Source organism: Nostoc sp. CALU 546, from assembly GCF_048836525.1.
Map to the genome: position 1 here is coordinate 1 of NZ_JAWJTF010000014.1, position 14,247 is coordinate 14,247.

11 protein-coding genes and 1 CRISPR repeat array (1 of these 12 only partly in view) are annotated in these 14,247 nt (G+C 42.9%); of the genes, 6 read left to right on the plus strand and 5 right to left on the minus strand.

Annotated elements, in window-relative coordinates; genetic code table 11:
• Window positions 1-2,320: Calx-beta domain-containing protein (locus RRG12_RS09505; protein WP_420759085.1), on the plus strand; the 2,320-nt coding region annotated here is incomplete at its 5' end.
• Window positions 2,321-2,373: 53 nt separating this feature from the next.
• Here the strand turns inward: RRG12_RS09505 and RRG12_RS09510 are convergent.
• The 4 genes from RRG12_RS09510 to RRG12_RS09525 form a co-directional block, all read right to left on the minus strand.
• Window positions 2,374-3,924 carry a mercuric reductase gene (locus RRG12_RS09510; protein ID WP_069074581.1) on the minus strand — a complete coding sequence of 517 codons (1,551 nt, stop codon included), beginning with the start codon at window positions 3,922-3,924 and terminating at the stop codon, window positions 2,374-2,376.
• A gap of 440 nt (window positions 3,925-4,364) precedes the next feature.
• On the minus strand, window positions 4,365-5,159 hold the full coding sequence (locus tag RRG12_RS09515) for a TVP38/TMEM64 family protein (protein WP_420759086.1): 795 nt from the start codon (window positions 5,157-5,159) through the stop codon (window positions 4,365-4,367).
• Window positions 5,128-5,886 (minus strand): TVP38/TMEM64 family protein, encoded by a 759-nt coding sequence (locus tag RRG12_RS09520; protein WP_420759087.1) that lies wholly within the window; start codon window positions 5,884-5,886, stop codon window positions 5,128-5,130. The genes RRG12_RS09515 and RRG12_RS09520 overlap by 32 nt, the downstream gene beginning before the upstream one ends.
• A gap of 278 nt (window positions 5,887-6,164) precedes the next feature.
• Window positions 6,165-6,911, minus strand: coding sequence for a TIGR04283 family arsenosugar biosynthesis glycosyltransferase (locus RRG12_RS09525; RefSeq protein WP_069074579.1), 747 nt, complete (start codon window positions 6,909-6,911; stop codon window positions 6,165-6,167).
• Window positions 6,912-7,046: 135 nt separating this feature from the next.
• Here RRG12_RS09525 and RRG12_RS09530 point away from each other — a divergent pair, with 135 nt between their 5' ends.
• Complete coding sequence (locus RRG12_RS09530) at window positions 7,047-8,966, plus strand: DUF1565 domain-containing protein (protein ID WP_420759088.1); 1,920 nt, start codon at window positions 7,047-7,049, stop codon at window positions 8,964-8,966.
• Window positions 8,967-9,047: 81 nt separating this feature from the next.
• On the opposite strand, the gene RRG12_RS09535 is transcribed toward RRG12_RS09530, so the two are convergent.
• Window positions 9,048-10,277, minus strand: coding sequence for a TetR family transcriptional regulator (locus RRG12_RS09535; protein ID WP_420759089.1), 1,230 nt, complete (start codon window positions 10,275-10,277; stop codon window positions 9,048-9,050).
• Between the two features lie 173 nt (window positions 10,278-10,450).
• On the opposite strand from RRG12_RS09535, the gene RRG12_RS09540 reads away from it, so the two are divergent.
• The 4 genes from RRG12_RS09540 to dusB all read left to right on the plus strand — a co-directional run bounded on the left by RRG12_RS09540 (window position 10,451) and on the right by dusB (window position 14,037).
• Window positions 10,451-11,308, plus strand: a complete 858-nt coding sequence (locus RRG12_RS09540) for an acyl-CoA desaturase (protein WP_069074576.1) — start codon at window positions 10,451-10,453, stop codon at window positions 11,306-11,308.
• A 97-nt stretch (window positions 11,309-11,405) separates the two neighbouring features.
• Window positions 11,406-11,825: a hypothetical protein gene (locus RRG12_RS09545; RefSeq protein WP_420759090.1), complete on the plus strand. Its 420-nt coding sequence runs from the start codon at window positions 11,406-11,408 to the stop codon at window positions 11,823-11,825.
• Window positions 11,826-11,946: 121 nt separating this feature from the next.
• Entirely contained in the window at window positions 11,947-12,780 is an 834-nt protein-coding gene (locus RRG12_RS09550) for an Rpn family recombination-promoting nuclease/putative transposase (protein ID WP_420759091.1), read from the plus strand.
• A 201-nt stretch (window positions 12,781-12,981) separates the two neighbouring features.
• Window positions 12,982-14,037: a tRNA dihydrouridine synthase DusB gene (gene dusB / locus RRG12_RS09555; protein ID WP_420759092.1), complete on the plus strand. Its 1,056-nt coding sequence runs from the start codon at window positions 12,982-12,984 to the stop codon at window positions 14,035-14,037.
• Between the two features lie 81 nt (window positions 14,038-14,118).
• Window positions 14,119-14,247: a CRISPR direct-repeat array (repeat unit 37 nt; unit sequence GTTTCAATCCCTAATAGGGATTTTGTTGAATTGCAAT); it runs 197 nt beyond the window's last position.

Below are 14,247 nucleotides of genomic sequence, written 5' to 3' on the forward strand. Positions count from 1 at the left end.
AGCCAAGTACAGCGAAACTTACAATTTCTACACCACTACTGATGATGGTGTGCGACTGTGGGTAAATGGTCAACAAATCATCAACAAGTTTGTCGATCAATCAGCCACAGAACACAGTGGCGCGATCGCACTGGTTGCTGGTCAAAAGTATGATATTAAACTCGAATACTACGATAAGACATACGATGCCGTTTCTCGACTTTCTTGGTCAAGTACTTCTCAAGCCAAGGAAATTATTCCTCAGTCTCAGCTGTATTCACCAGAACTTCAGACCACCATCACATTAGGATCATCTTCCACAACTGTGAACGAAGGTGATGGTAGTGTCACCATCACTCTGCTTAGAAGTGGTGATTTAAGCAGCACATCTTCAGTTAAGTATGCCACCGTAGCTAACACTGCTACAGCAGGATCGGACTATGGAAGTGAAGGCGTCGAAACAGCTGGAACAATTATTTTTGCACCGGGACAAAGTAGCAGACAAGTATCCATTCCGATCAATGACGATTCTCTGGCAGAAACAAATGAAACCTTTAGTTTTGTCATTGATCAGGCAGAGGGAGCAACACTAGGACTCCAAAGAACTCTCGGAATTACGATTCAAGATAACGATCGCGTTGGTGGCCTCAACTTCACTCAGCCAGTAGTTAACGAGAATGATGGTTCTGCGAGAGTGACAGTTACACGGGATAGCGGTGTGGGGACTGCTCGTCTGGACTACATAACCGTGGATGGGACTGCAAAAGCTGGATCTGACTACCAGACTGTATCTGGAACCTTGAGTTTTGCAGCGGGAGAAACCACTAAAAACATTGTGATCCCCATTGTTAATGACACCGTTGGGGAACCAAATGAAACATTTAATTTGAGGTTCAGTAATGCAGTTGGGTTACAGCTAGCTACTCAACAAACAAATATCACTATTGTTGATAATGACCCTGGTAACTTTGCTTTAGATACAGTAGCTTCTGGTTTAACTCAACCTACAGCTTTTGACTGGACATCTGACCAGAAGCAGATGTTCATTGCCCAGAAAAATGGGGTAGTGCGAGTCTTGGACAACGGCACATTATTGGCAACACCATTTATCAATATTTCTGGACAGGTAAATAATACACGCGATCGCGGTCTTTTAGGCATTGCTGTACATCCAGATTTTGGCAAAAGTCCAACCGGCAACAACTACGTTTACTTGTTGTTTACCTACGATCCAGCAGAAACCAGTACAACCAATTCTAAGAACAATCCCAATAGCACATTAGACAATCCCGATCAGAATGGGAATCGGGCTGGACGGCTAATTCGGGTGACAGCTAACCCCAACACTAATTACACTACTGCCATTGCTGGCAGCGAAGTTGTGCTGCTAGGTAAGAATAGCACTTGGGATAATATTATTCGTCCCGATGGCAACAGCACAAATGTCTCACTTGGCTACGCACCATCAGGAATTCTCAACAAAGATACAGGTAAGCCTTTTACTAGCTTGCAAGATTATCTCAATAATCTCGATAAAGTCGAAAATATCCCGGATTTTATAGCCACCGATAGTGAATCTCACTCAGTTGGTTCTGTGCGATTTGGCACCGATGGTTCCCTGTTTGTCAGCATAGGCGATGGCACTTCCTACAATGGCGTAGATCCACGAGCAGATCGCGTCCAGGATATCGATAATCTGTCTGGTAAAATCCTGCGGATTGATCCTATTACTGGTAAAGGCTTATCAAGTAATCCTTTCTACAACGGTGATGCCGATAGCAATCGTTCTAAAGTTTACAACTTAGGTTTGCGTAACCCCTTCCGTTTCACAATTGATAAAGACACCAATAACCCTGTAATTGGTGATGTTGGCTTTGTTTCTTACGAAGAGGTCAATATCGGAAAACCAGGAGCTAACTTTGGCTGGCCGTTTTATGAAGGTGGGCTGGATGCAAATAACAATATCATCAACCTGAAACAACCAAGCTATGCTAACCTAGATGCTGCGAAAGACTTCTATAGTAGTGGCAAAACTGTAACAGCACCAGCTTATACTTACAAGCATTCTGGGCCTAATTCGATTGTTCTGGGTGACTTTTACACAGGTAATACTTTCCCCTCGATCTATCAAGATACTTTATTAGTTGGCGATTTCAGTCAAGGAACTATCGATGCTTTGAAATTTGATAGTCAGGGCAAGCTTGTCTCAGTTCGTCGCTTTGCTTCCTCAGCAGACAGACCTAATTTAGGAGTGCCTACACAATTGACCACTGGAGACGATGGCAATGTCTACTACGCAGACTTGACAGGAGGCAAGATTAATCGCTTCCGATCTGTTTAGATAACAGTTAGAAATTATCAGTGAACAGTTGTCTAACTGTTCACTGATTTTGCTCAAGATAACTTTGTTAAAAATCCCAGCAATTTTTTGGTATTTGATGTCAGGAGTGTTCGGCGATAAGCATCAGCTGCTTTTTTAATGGCTTCGGCTTGAGTGGGATAAGGATGAATTACACTGCTTAACTTACTCAAACCGATTTTATTCACCATTGCCGTAGTCACTTCTGATATCATCTCACCTGCGTGACTGGCGACAATAGTTGCACCAAGAATTTCATCAGACCCCTTTTTATGGTGGATTTTGAGAAATCCTAACTCTTCACCATCTGCGATCGCTCGGTCTACACTATTAAAAGCTATCTTAATTGTTGTCACCTCAATACCCAATTTCTGCGCCTCATGTTCATACATCCCTACATGGGCAATTTCTGGGTCAGTATAAGTTACCCAAGGCATCACCAAACTACTGAGTTTCGAGCGTCCTAAGCCAAAGGGAGAAAACAGCGTATTCTTAATCACAATCCGCGCGGCGGCATCAGCAGCATGGGTAAACTTCCAGTTCATGCAGATATCGCCAGCCGCATAAATTTTGGGATTGGTTGTTTGGAGGTAATCATTTACCTTCACACCTTGGCGCTTGTCGTATTCTACACCCACTGCTTCTAAATTTAGATTTTCTACATTTGGCGATCGCCCCGCACCGACTAAAATTTCATCTACTGTCACCGAATCTCGATAACCATTGGAAGAAAAGTAAAGCCGTTTCCCCTCAGTGACAGTTACCACTTCTTCTAACTTGGAATTGAGAACTACGCGAATTCCTTCGTTAATCAAAACCTTTTGGAGAATTTCAGCAGCTTCACTGTCTTCTTTATTTAGAAGATGAGAACCGCTATGGAAAAGTACCACCTCAGAACCCAAACGCCGGAAAGCTTGCGCCAATTCGCAACCAATGGGGCCACCGCCAATCACCGCCAAATGTTCCGGTCGTTGAATCAGGGAAAAAACTGTCTCATTCGTTAGATAACCCGCCTTTTCAATTCCTGGAATCGACAGTTGTGCAGCTCTTGCACCAGTCGCAATTACAGCTTTTTTAAACCGTAGAGTTTTGTCGCCAACTTCCACAGTATTTTTACTTGCAAATCGACCATTACCTAAAAATACATCAACACCCAAGTTTTGAAACCGTTCCGCCGAGTCATTATGGCTGATATCGGCCCTTACCCGTCGCATCCTGGCCATGACTTTAGGAAAATCAACATCTATATTATGTTGGGGAATATTAACTCCCAAGTCTTTAGCATCCCAAATTTCACCAACGATACGGGCAGACCGAATAATAGTTTTAGATGGTACACAACCAACATTTAAGCAATCTCCACCCATGAGATGCTTTTCAATTAACGCCACTTTTAAACCCAAATCCAGACCCGCCGCCCCCGCCGCCACTACTAATCCCGCCGTACCAGCCCCAATTACTACCAAGTCGTAAACATCGGCAGGTTGAGGATTAACCCAATTTGGCGGATGGACGTAAGACACCAACTTTTGGTTATACTCGTCAATTGGGCGAACTGTGACTCTCTCTAAATCTGAATTGGTCATTGGCAAAACCTCTTTTAAAATTAAGAATCCCGATTAATTTAGGCAGTTCAGTCTTGCATTTTTTATGCTTGTTTATGGCGGTTCTCGATTGAGTGAGCTACAAGAACCCCACCCCACCACGGTGTATATACAAGTCTTAGATAGCTGATTAACCAGCGTTTTACCCCACCCTAACCCTCCCCTTGTGAAGGGGAGGGAACTAGATTTCTTTTTCCCCCCTTGGAAAGCTACGGTGTACACATAAGTCTGAAAATAGCTGATTAACCAGCGTTTTACCCCACCCTAACCCTCCCCTTGTGAAGGGGAGGGAACCGGAAATCTCATTTCCCCCCTTTATAAGGGGGGATTAAGGGGGGTGATACGACTTGTGTGTACACCGTAGCCTTGGAAAGGGGGGACTAAGGGGGGTAATTCAACTTGTGTGTACAAGTGGTACTACCTTACAATTCTTCTTCTAAAGCTTTGCGTGCAATCCGGGTGACATAAACTGTAACGGCGACCGTCGCAATCAAACCCAAAATGCGAATCACCCATTGTAAAGTCGGGTTGCTAGGTTGAGCCTCAGTGCCAATCATGGCCAGATTACCTGCAAGAGAACCAATATAAACGTACATAATAGTTCCAGGAATCATGCCTACAGAACCGATGAAGTAATCTTGAAGTGAAACTCCTGTGATACCAAAAGCATAGTTCAGCAAATTGAAAGGAAATATAGGGGACAGTCGCGTTAACAGGACAATTTTTAATCCTTCTTTACCTACCGCTTGGTCAATAGCGGCAAATTTTTTGTTATCTGCGATTTTCCGAGCAACCCAACCCCTTGCTAAATAACGTCCCACAAGAAAAGCAGCGGTAGCGCCAAGGGTTGCACCAATAAATACATAGAGAGAACCCCAAATTGCACCAAAAATCACACCAGAACCCAAGGTGAGAATAGAACCTGGAAAAAAAGCAACGGTAGCGATAATATAAAGGGCAATAAAAGCTAAAGCTCCCACCGCACCCAGGCTATCAATCCACTGCAAGGCATCGCGTAAAATTGCTTGAGGATTAAAAGAATTTGGATTTGCAGATTCTTGTGCTAAAGCTGGGTCTGTGTTTAATGAGAAAGCGTAGGCGTAGCCCGTCGTAGACATCGCCAATATCAGCAATGTTAATATACTTAGGCTAAAAAACTTCTGCAAGTTTCTGACATCAATACTTTTAAATATCTGAATGATTGTTAATTTTGTCATGAGTTGTTATTTCTTCTATTGCTATACTTTGAGCTAATGCTTTCTGAGCAATTTTTGTGATATACACAGTCACCGCAACAGTAGCAATCAACCCAACTACTTGCATTATCCATTGCCAAACTTGAGTTTCTGGAGTAATTGGTTGATGAGACGTGTTAATCGTGGCAAGATTACCAGCTAAAGAACCAATATAAACGTACATCACAGTACCGGGAATAATACCAAAGGAACCTAATATGTAGTCTTTGAGAGAAACCTGTGTAACTCCAAAAGCATAATTTAATAAATTGAAGGGAAAAATGGGACAGAGACGAGTCAAAAAGACAATTTTCCATCCTTCTTTGGCAACTGCTAAATCAATCGCTTTAAATTTAGGATGTTTGTCCATTTGTCGAGAAACCCAATCCCGCGACAGGTAACGTCCAATGATAAAAGCTAAGGTTGCTCCGACTATTGCAGCAATTAGCACATATATTGATCCCCAAAATACTCCAAACAGACAACCACCTTTGAGCGTTAGTAGGGAACCCGGTACAAACAGTAATGTTGCCAAGTTATAAATGACTATGTAAGCGATAGGCCCTAACATTCCAAGACTCTCAACCCAAATGACTGAGGTTTGTAAAAGTCCCTGAATATTTAACTGTTTAGCGGCAATTATTAGAGTGACAATCAGGCAACTTAGCAGCAGTAATTTGAGTTTAGAATCTAATACGCGCTTTCTCATTTTTATAAGTTTGACCTTCTGAGGCTCGATGTTGACCTTCTGAGGCTCGATGTTGACCTTCTGAGGCTCAATGTTGACCTTTCGAGGCTCGACGTTGACCTTCTGAGGCTCAATGTTGACCTTCTGAGGCTCGACGTTGACCTTCTGAGGCTCGACGTTGACCTTCTGAGGCTCGACGTTGACCTTCCGAGGCTCGACGTTGACCTTCTGAGGCTCAACTTTGAAACTTACCCTCAAATCCAATGCCCCTAAGATATGCTACCCACATGAGAAACAGCTTAAAGCCTCTTAAATTTTTCTCGGCGATACCAGCTACGAATTTGCTCAGGTGAAACGCCGAGTAAATAAGCAACAATTACTATTTGATTAAGTAGGGTAGTTTTGAATACTCCCTTTTGCAACCATCTACGGGCTGAGGTGACAACTGGTGTGGGGATAATTACAATGCGTCCAATGTGTTTTAACTGGCGTATGAGTTCAAAGTCTTCCATGATGGGCAATTCAGGAAAGCCACCAATTTGCTGAAATACGTCTTTTGTTAAAAAAATTGCTTGGTCGCCATAAGGCATTTGCCAAAAATGCGATCGCATTTTTACTCCCCACTCCACCCATCGTAAACTTAAAAGTGACGCATCAATTCGCAAGTTAAATGCACCAGCCACAGTCCCCGAATGTTGTAGTGCTGTACAAATCATCTCATCAAATCCAGTCGGCAAACGTGTATCTGCATGAAGAAATAGCAGAATATCACCGCTAGCTGCAACAGCACCCGCATTCATTTGAGCAGCACGACCGGGAGATGACAAGATAACTTTAACACCTAATAACTGAGCAATTTCCACAGTGTCATCCTCTGAGCCAGCATCGACAACAATCACTTCTATATTTGTACTGGGTTGGGTAGTTGCGTTGGCGTCGCATTTTGTAGAGAAGGCTGTCGTAGATATTGCTTCTTTGATATTTTCCGCTTCATTGAGTACTGGAATAATAATAGAAATCGTGACAGCGCCAATATTCTGACTCATAATTGCTGAATTTACTGTAATTTATTACTCTGTATTAAAAATCGCCAATCGGTCAATATTGTGAGTAATATTATCGACATAATACTCTCTAAGAGTATAAAAATTTATTGATACTTCTAAGGAGTCGTGTTAAAGATGATTCACTATCGTGTGGTTCCTAAGTACCGTAGAGTAGATATTATGCTTGCAAAGCTTAAGTTTCTAAAATCAGCAAGGCTTTTATTTTTTAGCACTTCAGTATTATATTTTACCGTAAGTGTGGGAGCGGCAAGTATGGCGTTCCTGGGTACAAGCTTGGGTAGTGCGTTAGCAGAGCTCGCCGTTGGCAAAGCCTCTCGTAGAGAAGGCATCGCTCAAATACCATCGACACCAGATTCTATGCCTTCTGGTGAAACAGCACCCTCTCAAGTTAATGTGCTATTTGTCAACCCTAGTATTGGAGATGACAGCGCAGGTAATGGCAGCGAATCCGCTCCTGTGAAAACGATTACTCAAGCGTTGCGATTAGCTAACGCCAATACTGTAATTATCCTCTCCACGGGCACTTATAGCGCCGAGACAGGAGAGGAATTTCCCTTAATGCTCAAACCGGGTATTTCAATTCAAGGCAACCCTAGCAATCAAGGTAAGGATATTATCATTCAGGGAGGCGGTGATTATCTGAGTCGGAGCTTTGCCGGTCAAAATGTCACAATTGTTGGAGCAAATCAAGCTTTACTCACTGGGGTAACGGTGACAAACTCTAACCCCCGTGGTTACGGTTTATGGATTGAATCTAGCAATCCAGTAGTCACAGAAAATACATTTACTGGCAATACTCAAGATGGGATTTCCGTCAGTGGTAATGCTGCACCCACCATTACCAAGAATTACTTCGATCGCAATGGAGCCAATGGGATCACAATTTCCGGTAACTCCAGTCCCCAAGTGAAGGAAAATATCTTTCACCAAACGGGTTTTGGGATTAATATTGCTCAAAATGCCACACCTGTAGTCATCGGCAATCAAATTCAAAACAATAGATCGGGAATTGTGGTGCAAGCAAATGCCCGCCCGATTTTGCGGAATAATTCTATTCAAGATAATAAAGAAGATGGTTTAGTTGCGATCGCTCAATCAATGCCAGATTTGGGTAGTGCATCCGAACCTGGGGGTAATCAATTTCAAAATAATGGTCGCTACGACATTAATGCTAGCGCTGCTAAACAGGTAATTGTTGCTGCTGGTAACAACCTTGTAAGCGATCGCATCACTGGCAAAGTAGATATTAATGGTACAACAGCAATAGCAACCCAAAATTCTCAACCCGCTCCCAACAACGTGTTACGAGAAATACCACCAACTGGAGAAATCACTTTCTCGGCTCCTGAAATCTCTGAAACTACCAATGGGCAAAGCAACAACAGCATTTCAGCAAATAATCTTGTTTCTACACCATTAAACAGTCAAATGCTGCCATTAGCGCCAGCCAATATATCAGTTCCCACACCTAGATCCAATCAACAACTCCCCACCTCTGGAGTCGCGGGTTTTCCTACTCCTAGCAGCTTGTCAGGTAGACAAACACCAACTAATACTTCAAGAGTTGCAAATTCCAGTCCAGCACCGCAGTCTGACACACGACAGTTAAATTATGTACGGATTGATCCTAATACGATTGAGTTTACTGCCCCTGAGTACCCATCCAATCCAGTTGCACAGCAGTCATTACCAATACTAGAAACTTCTGCCCCAGGAGCTTCAGCACTTTTACCACTTCCTAGTCACAATATCCCCATAAGCAAGACTCGCAATATGCGAACAAGTTCTGCAAGTATTCCTTATGGCGGTAACACTGCGACACAATTCGGTATACGTTATCGCGTGGTAGTGCCACTAGCAACTGAGAGAGATCAAGATTTAGTGCGATTCCTTGCTCCTGATGCGTTTCCCACAGTTTGGCAAGGTCAAAAAGTTATGCAAGCAGGAGTATTTAACAGTGAATATAACGCTAAAGAAATGCTTAAAACACTTTCTAGCAAAGGTTTAAGAGCTATTGTGGAGCCGTTGAATTAATTGGGGATTGGGCATGGGGCATTGGGCATTGGTCAATAATCAATAGTTCATCTTCTCCTGCTTCCCCTGCTCCTGAAAAACCTATCCCGGCTTATGATCCAAATGGGTTGCTTGCTCTAAGGCTGCTTTTTCTTTAGCTCGGCGGACATAGGGTTGTAATTGGGAGCGATCGCAACCTGTTAAAATACTCAAGTTTTCCAAGGTGATCCCCCGCATTAACATTTCTACACGCCAGGTTTGTTGTGCCTGAGCTAAAGCTGGCGCTTGTCCTTGGGGAGTTAACAATCCCTCACTCCATACTTGCCAACGTGTCTCAAGCTCTGATTGTGAGATGGGTGTGCCTGTTTCATTCAAAAACATGGCTGTTTGAGCATCTTTACGACTTTTCAGCCATTTTATTAAAGGATTATTAGTAAAAGAGCCGTAGCGTTTGCCCAAAATCCATTGATTCACAGGTACTTGACGGACAAATCCGGGAATTGTGATTTGTAGGAAGTGCCCTTGAGTATCGTAGATTTGGTGCGATCGCTGCAAGCTAATTATTTCTGTGGCGGATAACCCAGCCCCAAATAATACATAAGCTAAAGCATAATCTCGCATTCCCAATTTTCTGGACTGTTGCAGAATTTCGTGAACTAAACTAGCAGGCAAATCAGCTACTTCTGTGGTGATCAAGCCTCCTTGTAAGCAGTTTGTTGCTAATTCTGCTGAAGATGACATGGCTCCATTTAAAAACAACTCCACCAAATTTTCCAGAAAATCGTCGCGATCGTCCCAAAGTTCGTGAAATTCGCTAGTGAACTCAATTACGGCATATCCCAAAATCATGCCATTCAGCAAACTGGCTAATTTTTCTGCGGGTAAATAAGTATTTAGGTGTCCTTGCTGGATTACAGTAGCTAAATACTGAGCTACATAACGGTTTGCCTCTGTTACTCCCCTGCCTAGGGCGCGGCGATTTTCTGCCGGAAATTGGTCGGCTTCACCCACCACAGACCGGACGAACTCTGGCACTCGCTCTAATGCATGTAAAGTGTCACTTGCATAATCCTTAAGAGCTTGGTAAACATTGCCCGGAGGCGTTGCTCGTCGCACCAGCGACTCACCTAAATCCTTGAAGGCTGCGGACTCTTCCAGCACAGCCAAAAGCAGTCCGTGCTTATTGCCAAAATTCCGAAATAAAGTTACTTCGTTGACTTCGGCTTTTTCAGCAATTTGGCGGGTTGTAGTGGCGCTGACTCCGTGAGCAGAAAACAACTCAAGAGCAGCTTGAATCAGGCGTTGACGAGTAGAAAGGAGGTGAGATGACATAGAAAAATGCAAGTGGCACTTGCACGGATATCACAGTTCTGCTAGCATAACAAATGTAAGTGGTACTTGCTTCACTCTACTGTAACAAACTAGTATACAGGGCGGGTAAATCCCTTGTGGGAGGGCATCCGAGAAAAAGCAAATCGCTTCATCATCCATCAACAGGAATTTTTATGACCGCAAATTTTGGGGCGATCGCCCCTGAGAGAGGCAACTCACCTCAACTCAGATGGACGAATGTAGTATTTTTTGCTGCATTTCATGCATTAGCACTTCTGTCTCCTTGGTTTTTCTCCTGGTCAGCATTAGGTTTGCTAGTGTTTCTCCACTGGTTATTCGGGAGCATTGGTATTTGCCTGGGATATCACCGACTACTGAGCCATCGGAGTTTCCAGGTTCCTAAGTGGTTAGAGTATGCGATCGCCCTCATAGGAGCGCTGGCTTTGCAAGGCGGGCCAATTTTTTGGGTAGGTGGACACCGCCAACACCACGCCCACACAGAAGACATCAATTTAGACCCCTATTCTGCTCAAAGAGGATTTTGGTGGAGCCATATACTATGGATTTTCTACCCACGCCCAGAATTTTTTGACTATGACACCTATAAAAAATATGCCCCTGACTTAGCAAGACAGCCATTTTATTGCTGGCTAGATCGCTACTTCCTGCTGTTGCAAATCCCCTTCGCGCTGCTGCTTTATGCCCTGGGAGGATGGCCTTTTGTGTTCTACGGAGTGTTTCTCAGGTGTGTCTTACTTTGGCACTCAACCTGGTTTGTAAACTCAGCATCACACCTGTGGGGTTATCGCACCTTTGATGCCAATGATGGCGCTCGTAATCTTTGGTGGGTATCTCTCGTAACATATGGAGAAGGATGGCACAACAACCATCATACTTATCCCCACATGGCAAAATCTGGGTTGTCTTGGTGGGAAATTGATGTTACTTGGTGGAGCATCCTAGTTTTGCAGACTTTGGGTTTAGCCAAAAAGGTTGTCTCGCGTCCCCCTCAAGGTGCAAGTCACGGCTAAATTTAAATTGCAACGAAATTATCATGAATTTATTAAGCCGATTGCTTCCCGCAGTCGGCTTAATAAATTGTTAAGCATTTTAATTGATATTTAGATCATGATTAATACTTCTAATTTTCGCCAGACAATTCTGCTAGGTATCATCATACTCAACCTCATTTCTACTTGGCTACACTACATAGATAATGCATTATTTTTGAGTCGATATCCTGGCCCAACCTGGTTTACTTCTGTTGGAGTAATTAGTACTGTAATTGTAATGACTCTAGTAGGAATATTGGGATATTGGTTTTACACCAAAGGCATGTTTTGGTTAGCGTACTTTTTATTAGGCTTATACTCAATCACTAGTATCTCCAGTCCAGTCCATTATCTCTTCCCGATGGTTGCTCCCATGTCTTTGAAAATGCATAGCCTAATTTGGCTCGATGGAGTTATGGGACTGTTACTGATAGTTTTTTTGCTGTGGTCTAGTTTTATATTGAAAGAGTGGCGTAGTACACTAGCTAGAAATTGACACAACATATATATATATAACTGAAATCGCCCCCAATTTTCTTAAATCTAATTAAACAAAATCTGTTGCTAGCTATTTCACGGTAAAATCTAACGGATTAAATCACCGCAATACATCAAGCGTGAAAACTGACAGCATTTTTTATCGCCTTTTTCAAGAACTTCCTGGCATCTTTTTTGAATTAATTGGTAATCCACCCCAAACCGCAGAGACTTATCAATTCTCCTCAATTGAAATCAAGCAAACTGCCTTTCGTATAGATGGTGTTTTTCTCCCAACCCAAGGAGAAGAAAATCCGATTTACTTTGTTGAAGTCCAATTTCAAACCGACACAGAAATTTATTCACGCCTATTTTCAGAAATTTCTTTATACTTACGCCAAAATAAACCTAAAAATTCTTGGCGAGGAGTAGTTATTTATCCCAATCGCAGTCTAGATACAGCAGATATCAAGAATTACAGCGAATTTTTCACTAGCCAGCGCATCAGTCGCATTTATCTTAATGAATTAGGTGAAACAGCATCACTGCCAGTTGGAATTGCTACTATGAAGTTAGTAGTCGATGAAGAGGATACAGCAATTAAATCTGCTAGGCAGTTAATAGACAGAACCCAGCAAGAAATTAACATTGAACCACAACGACGGCAGTTACTAGAATTGATAGAGACAATTTTGGTTTATAAGTTTCCGGCAATGAGTCGAGAGGAAATTGAAGGTATGTTTGGGTTAAGTGATTTGAAAAAAACACGAGTTTATCAAGAAGGTAAGCAAGAAGGCAAGCAAGAGGGCAAACAAGAAGGTAGACAAGAAGGAGCGCGTGAAGAAAAGCTGAGAATGATACCTTTGTTGTTGAGATTGGGATTGAGTTTTGAAGAAACAGCGAGAGAGTTAGGTTTGAGTCTAGAAGAGATTCAGCAAGAAATGCAAAAACAGCCTCCAAGTCAGGATACGTAACCTACAATTACAGCAGAATTCAGAATTCAGGAGTCAGAATGGGCTACGCCACGCTGCGCTAAGAGAAGTGAAACAGGCTTTATACCTGGCTTTGAGACTTAGCTTGTGTATCTCACTAAATTTAAATTCGCTGTATCGTTTATCATAGGCATCCCTACATATTCTTGTTATTTTTCATCCGCACAATTTTTAATTTTTTCTATGATTTCGCTCTCTCCCATTCTCCAAGCTAGACTCTCCCAACCCCTCAAAATTGGCTCCTTCGAGGTAAAAAGTCGGGTTCTCCAGTCGCCTCTATCTGGGGTTACAGATATGGTGTTTCGCCGTCTGGTGCGTCGCTATGCCCCAGATTCGATGATGTATACCGAAATGGTGAATGCTACCGGGTTGCATTATGTCAAGCAGTTACCCAAAATCATGGAGGTAGATCCCAACGAACGCCCAATTAGCGTTCAACTATTTGACTGTCGTCCAGATTTCCTGGCAGAAGCAGCAATCAAGGCAGTTGCCGAAGGTGCTGATACTGTTGATATTAATATGGGTTGTCCGGTAAATAAAATCACTAAAAATGGTGGCGGTTCTTCGTTGTTGCGCCAACCAGAAATAGCAGAAGCAATTGTGCGGGAAGTTGTAAAAGCTGTTGATGTCCCTGTGACAGTAAAAACCCGTATTGGCTGGAATGACAACGAAATTACTATTCTCGACTTTGCCAAGCGGATGGAAGATGCCGGGGCAAAAATGATTACGGTACATGGACGTACCCGCGCCCAAGGATACAATGGCAATGCTCGTTGGGAATGGATTACCCGTGTAAAAGAAGTGCTTTCTATCCCAGTGATTGCGAACGGAGATATTTTTTCCGTTGAAGCGGCGGTGAGATGTTTAGAACAAACTGGCGCTGATGGCGTTATGTGTTCCCGTGGGACTTTGGGTTATCCGTTTTTGGTGGGAGAAATTGATCATTTCCTGAAAACTGGGGAAATATTACCGAAACCTACCCCGATTCAGCGGTTGGAATGTGCAAGAGATCATTTACAAGCCTTGTGGGAATATAAAGGCGATCGCGGTGTGCGTCAAGCCCGTAAGCACATGACTTGGTATGCTAAGGGTTTCGTTGGTGCTGCCGAACTTCGAGGACAGCTAAGTTTAGTTGAAAAAGTAGATCAAGGTTTGGCAATGATTGACCAAGCAATTGAAAAACTGGCCAATGGTTATGAACTTGAAGAAGAAGCAGAAGGTAGTTTGGTAATGCTTTAAAAAATTGATTTTACCATTAGCTTGGGATGATATTGGTGATTGCGAAAAGTGACGCGATCGCTAGAGGGGACGTGCCCAGTTGTTTCAATCCCTAATAGGGATTTTGTTGAATTGCAATGAGAGACAGCTTATCAACATCAATGACTAGAAAAGTTTCAATCCCTAATAGGGATTTTGTTGAATTGCAATCCAATATGGAATCCATAATCC

Bases quoted from the DNA above. Each gene is read 5' to 3' on its own strand.
- RRG12_RS09510 (WP_069074581.1), bottom strand. From the start codon at position 3,924: ATGACCAATTCAGATTTAGAGAGAGTCACAGTTCGCCCAATTGACGAG.
- RRG12_RS09515 (WP_420759086.1), bottom strand. From the start codon at position 5,159: ATGACAAAATTAACAATCATTCAGATATTTAAAAGTATTGATGTCAGA.
- RRG12_RS09520 (WP_420759087.1), bottom strand. From the start codon at position 5,886: ATGAGAAAGCGCGTATTAGATTCTAAACTCAAATTACTGCTGCTAAGT.
- RRG12_RS09525 (WP_069074579.1), bottom strand. From the start codon at position 6,911: ATGAGTCAGAATATTGGCGCTGTCACGATTTCTATTATTATTCCAGTA.
- RRG12_RS09530 (WP_420759088.1), top strand. From the start codon at position 7,047: ATGATTCACTATCGTGTGGTTCCTAAGTACCGTAGAGTAGATATTATG.
- RRG12_RS09535 (WP_420759089.1), bottom strand. From the start codon at position 10,277: ATGTCATCTCACCTCCTTTCTACTCGTCAACGCCTGATTCAAGCTGCT.
- RRG12_RS09540 (WP_069074576.1), top strand. From the start codon at position 10,451: ATGACCGCAAATTTTGGGGCGATCGCCCCTGAGAGAGGCAACTCACCT.
- RRG12_RS09545 (WP_420759090.1), top strand. From the start codon at position 11,406: ATGATTAATACTTCTAATTTTCGCCAGACAATTCTGCTAGGTATCATC.
- dusB (WP_420759092.1), top strand. From the start codon at position 12,982: ATGATTTCGCTCTCTCCCATTCTCCAAGCTAGACTCTCCCAACCCCTC.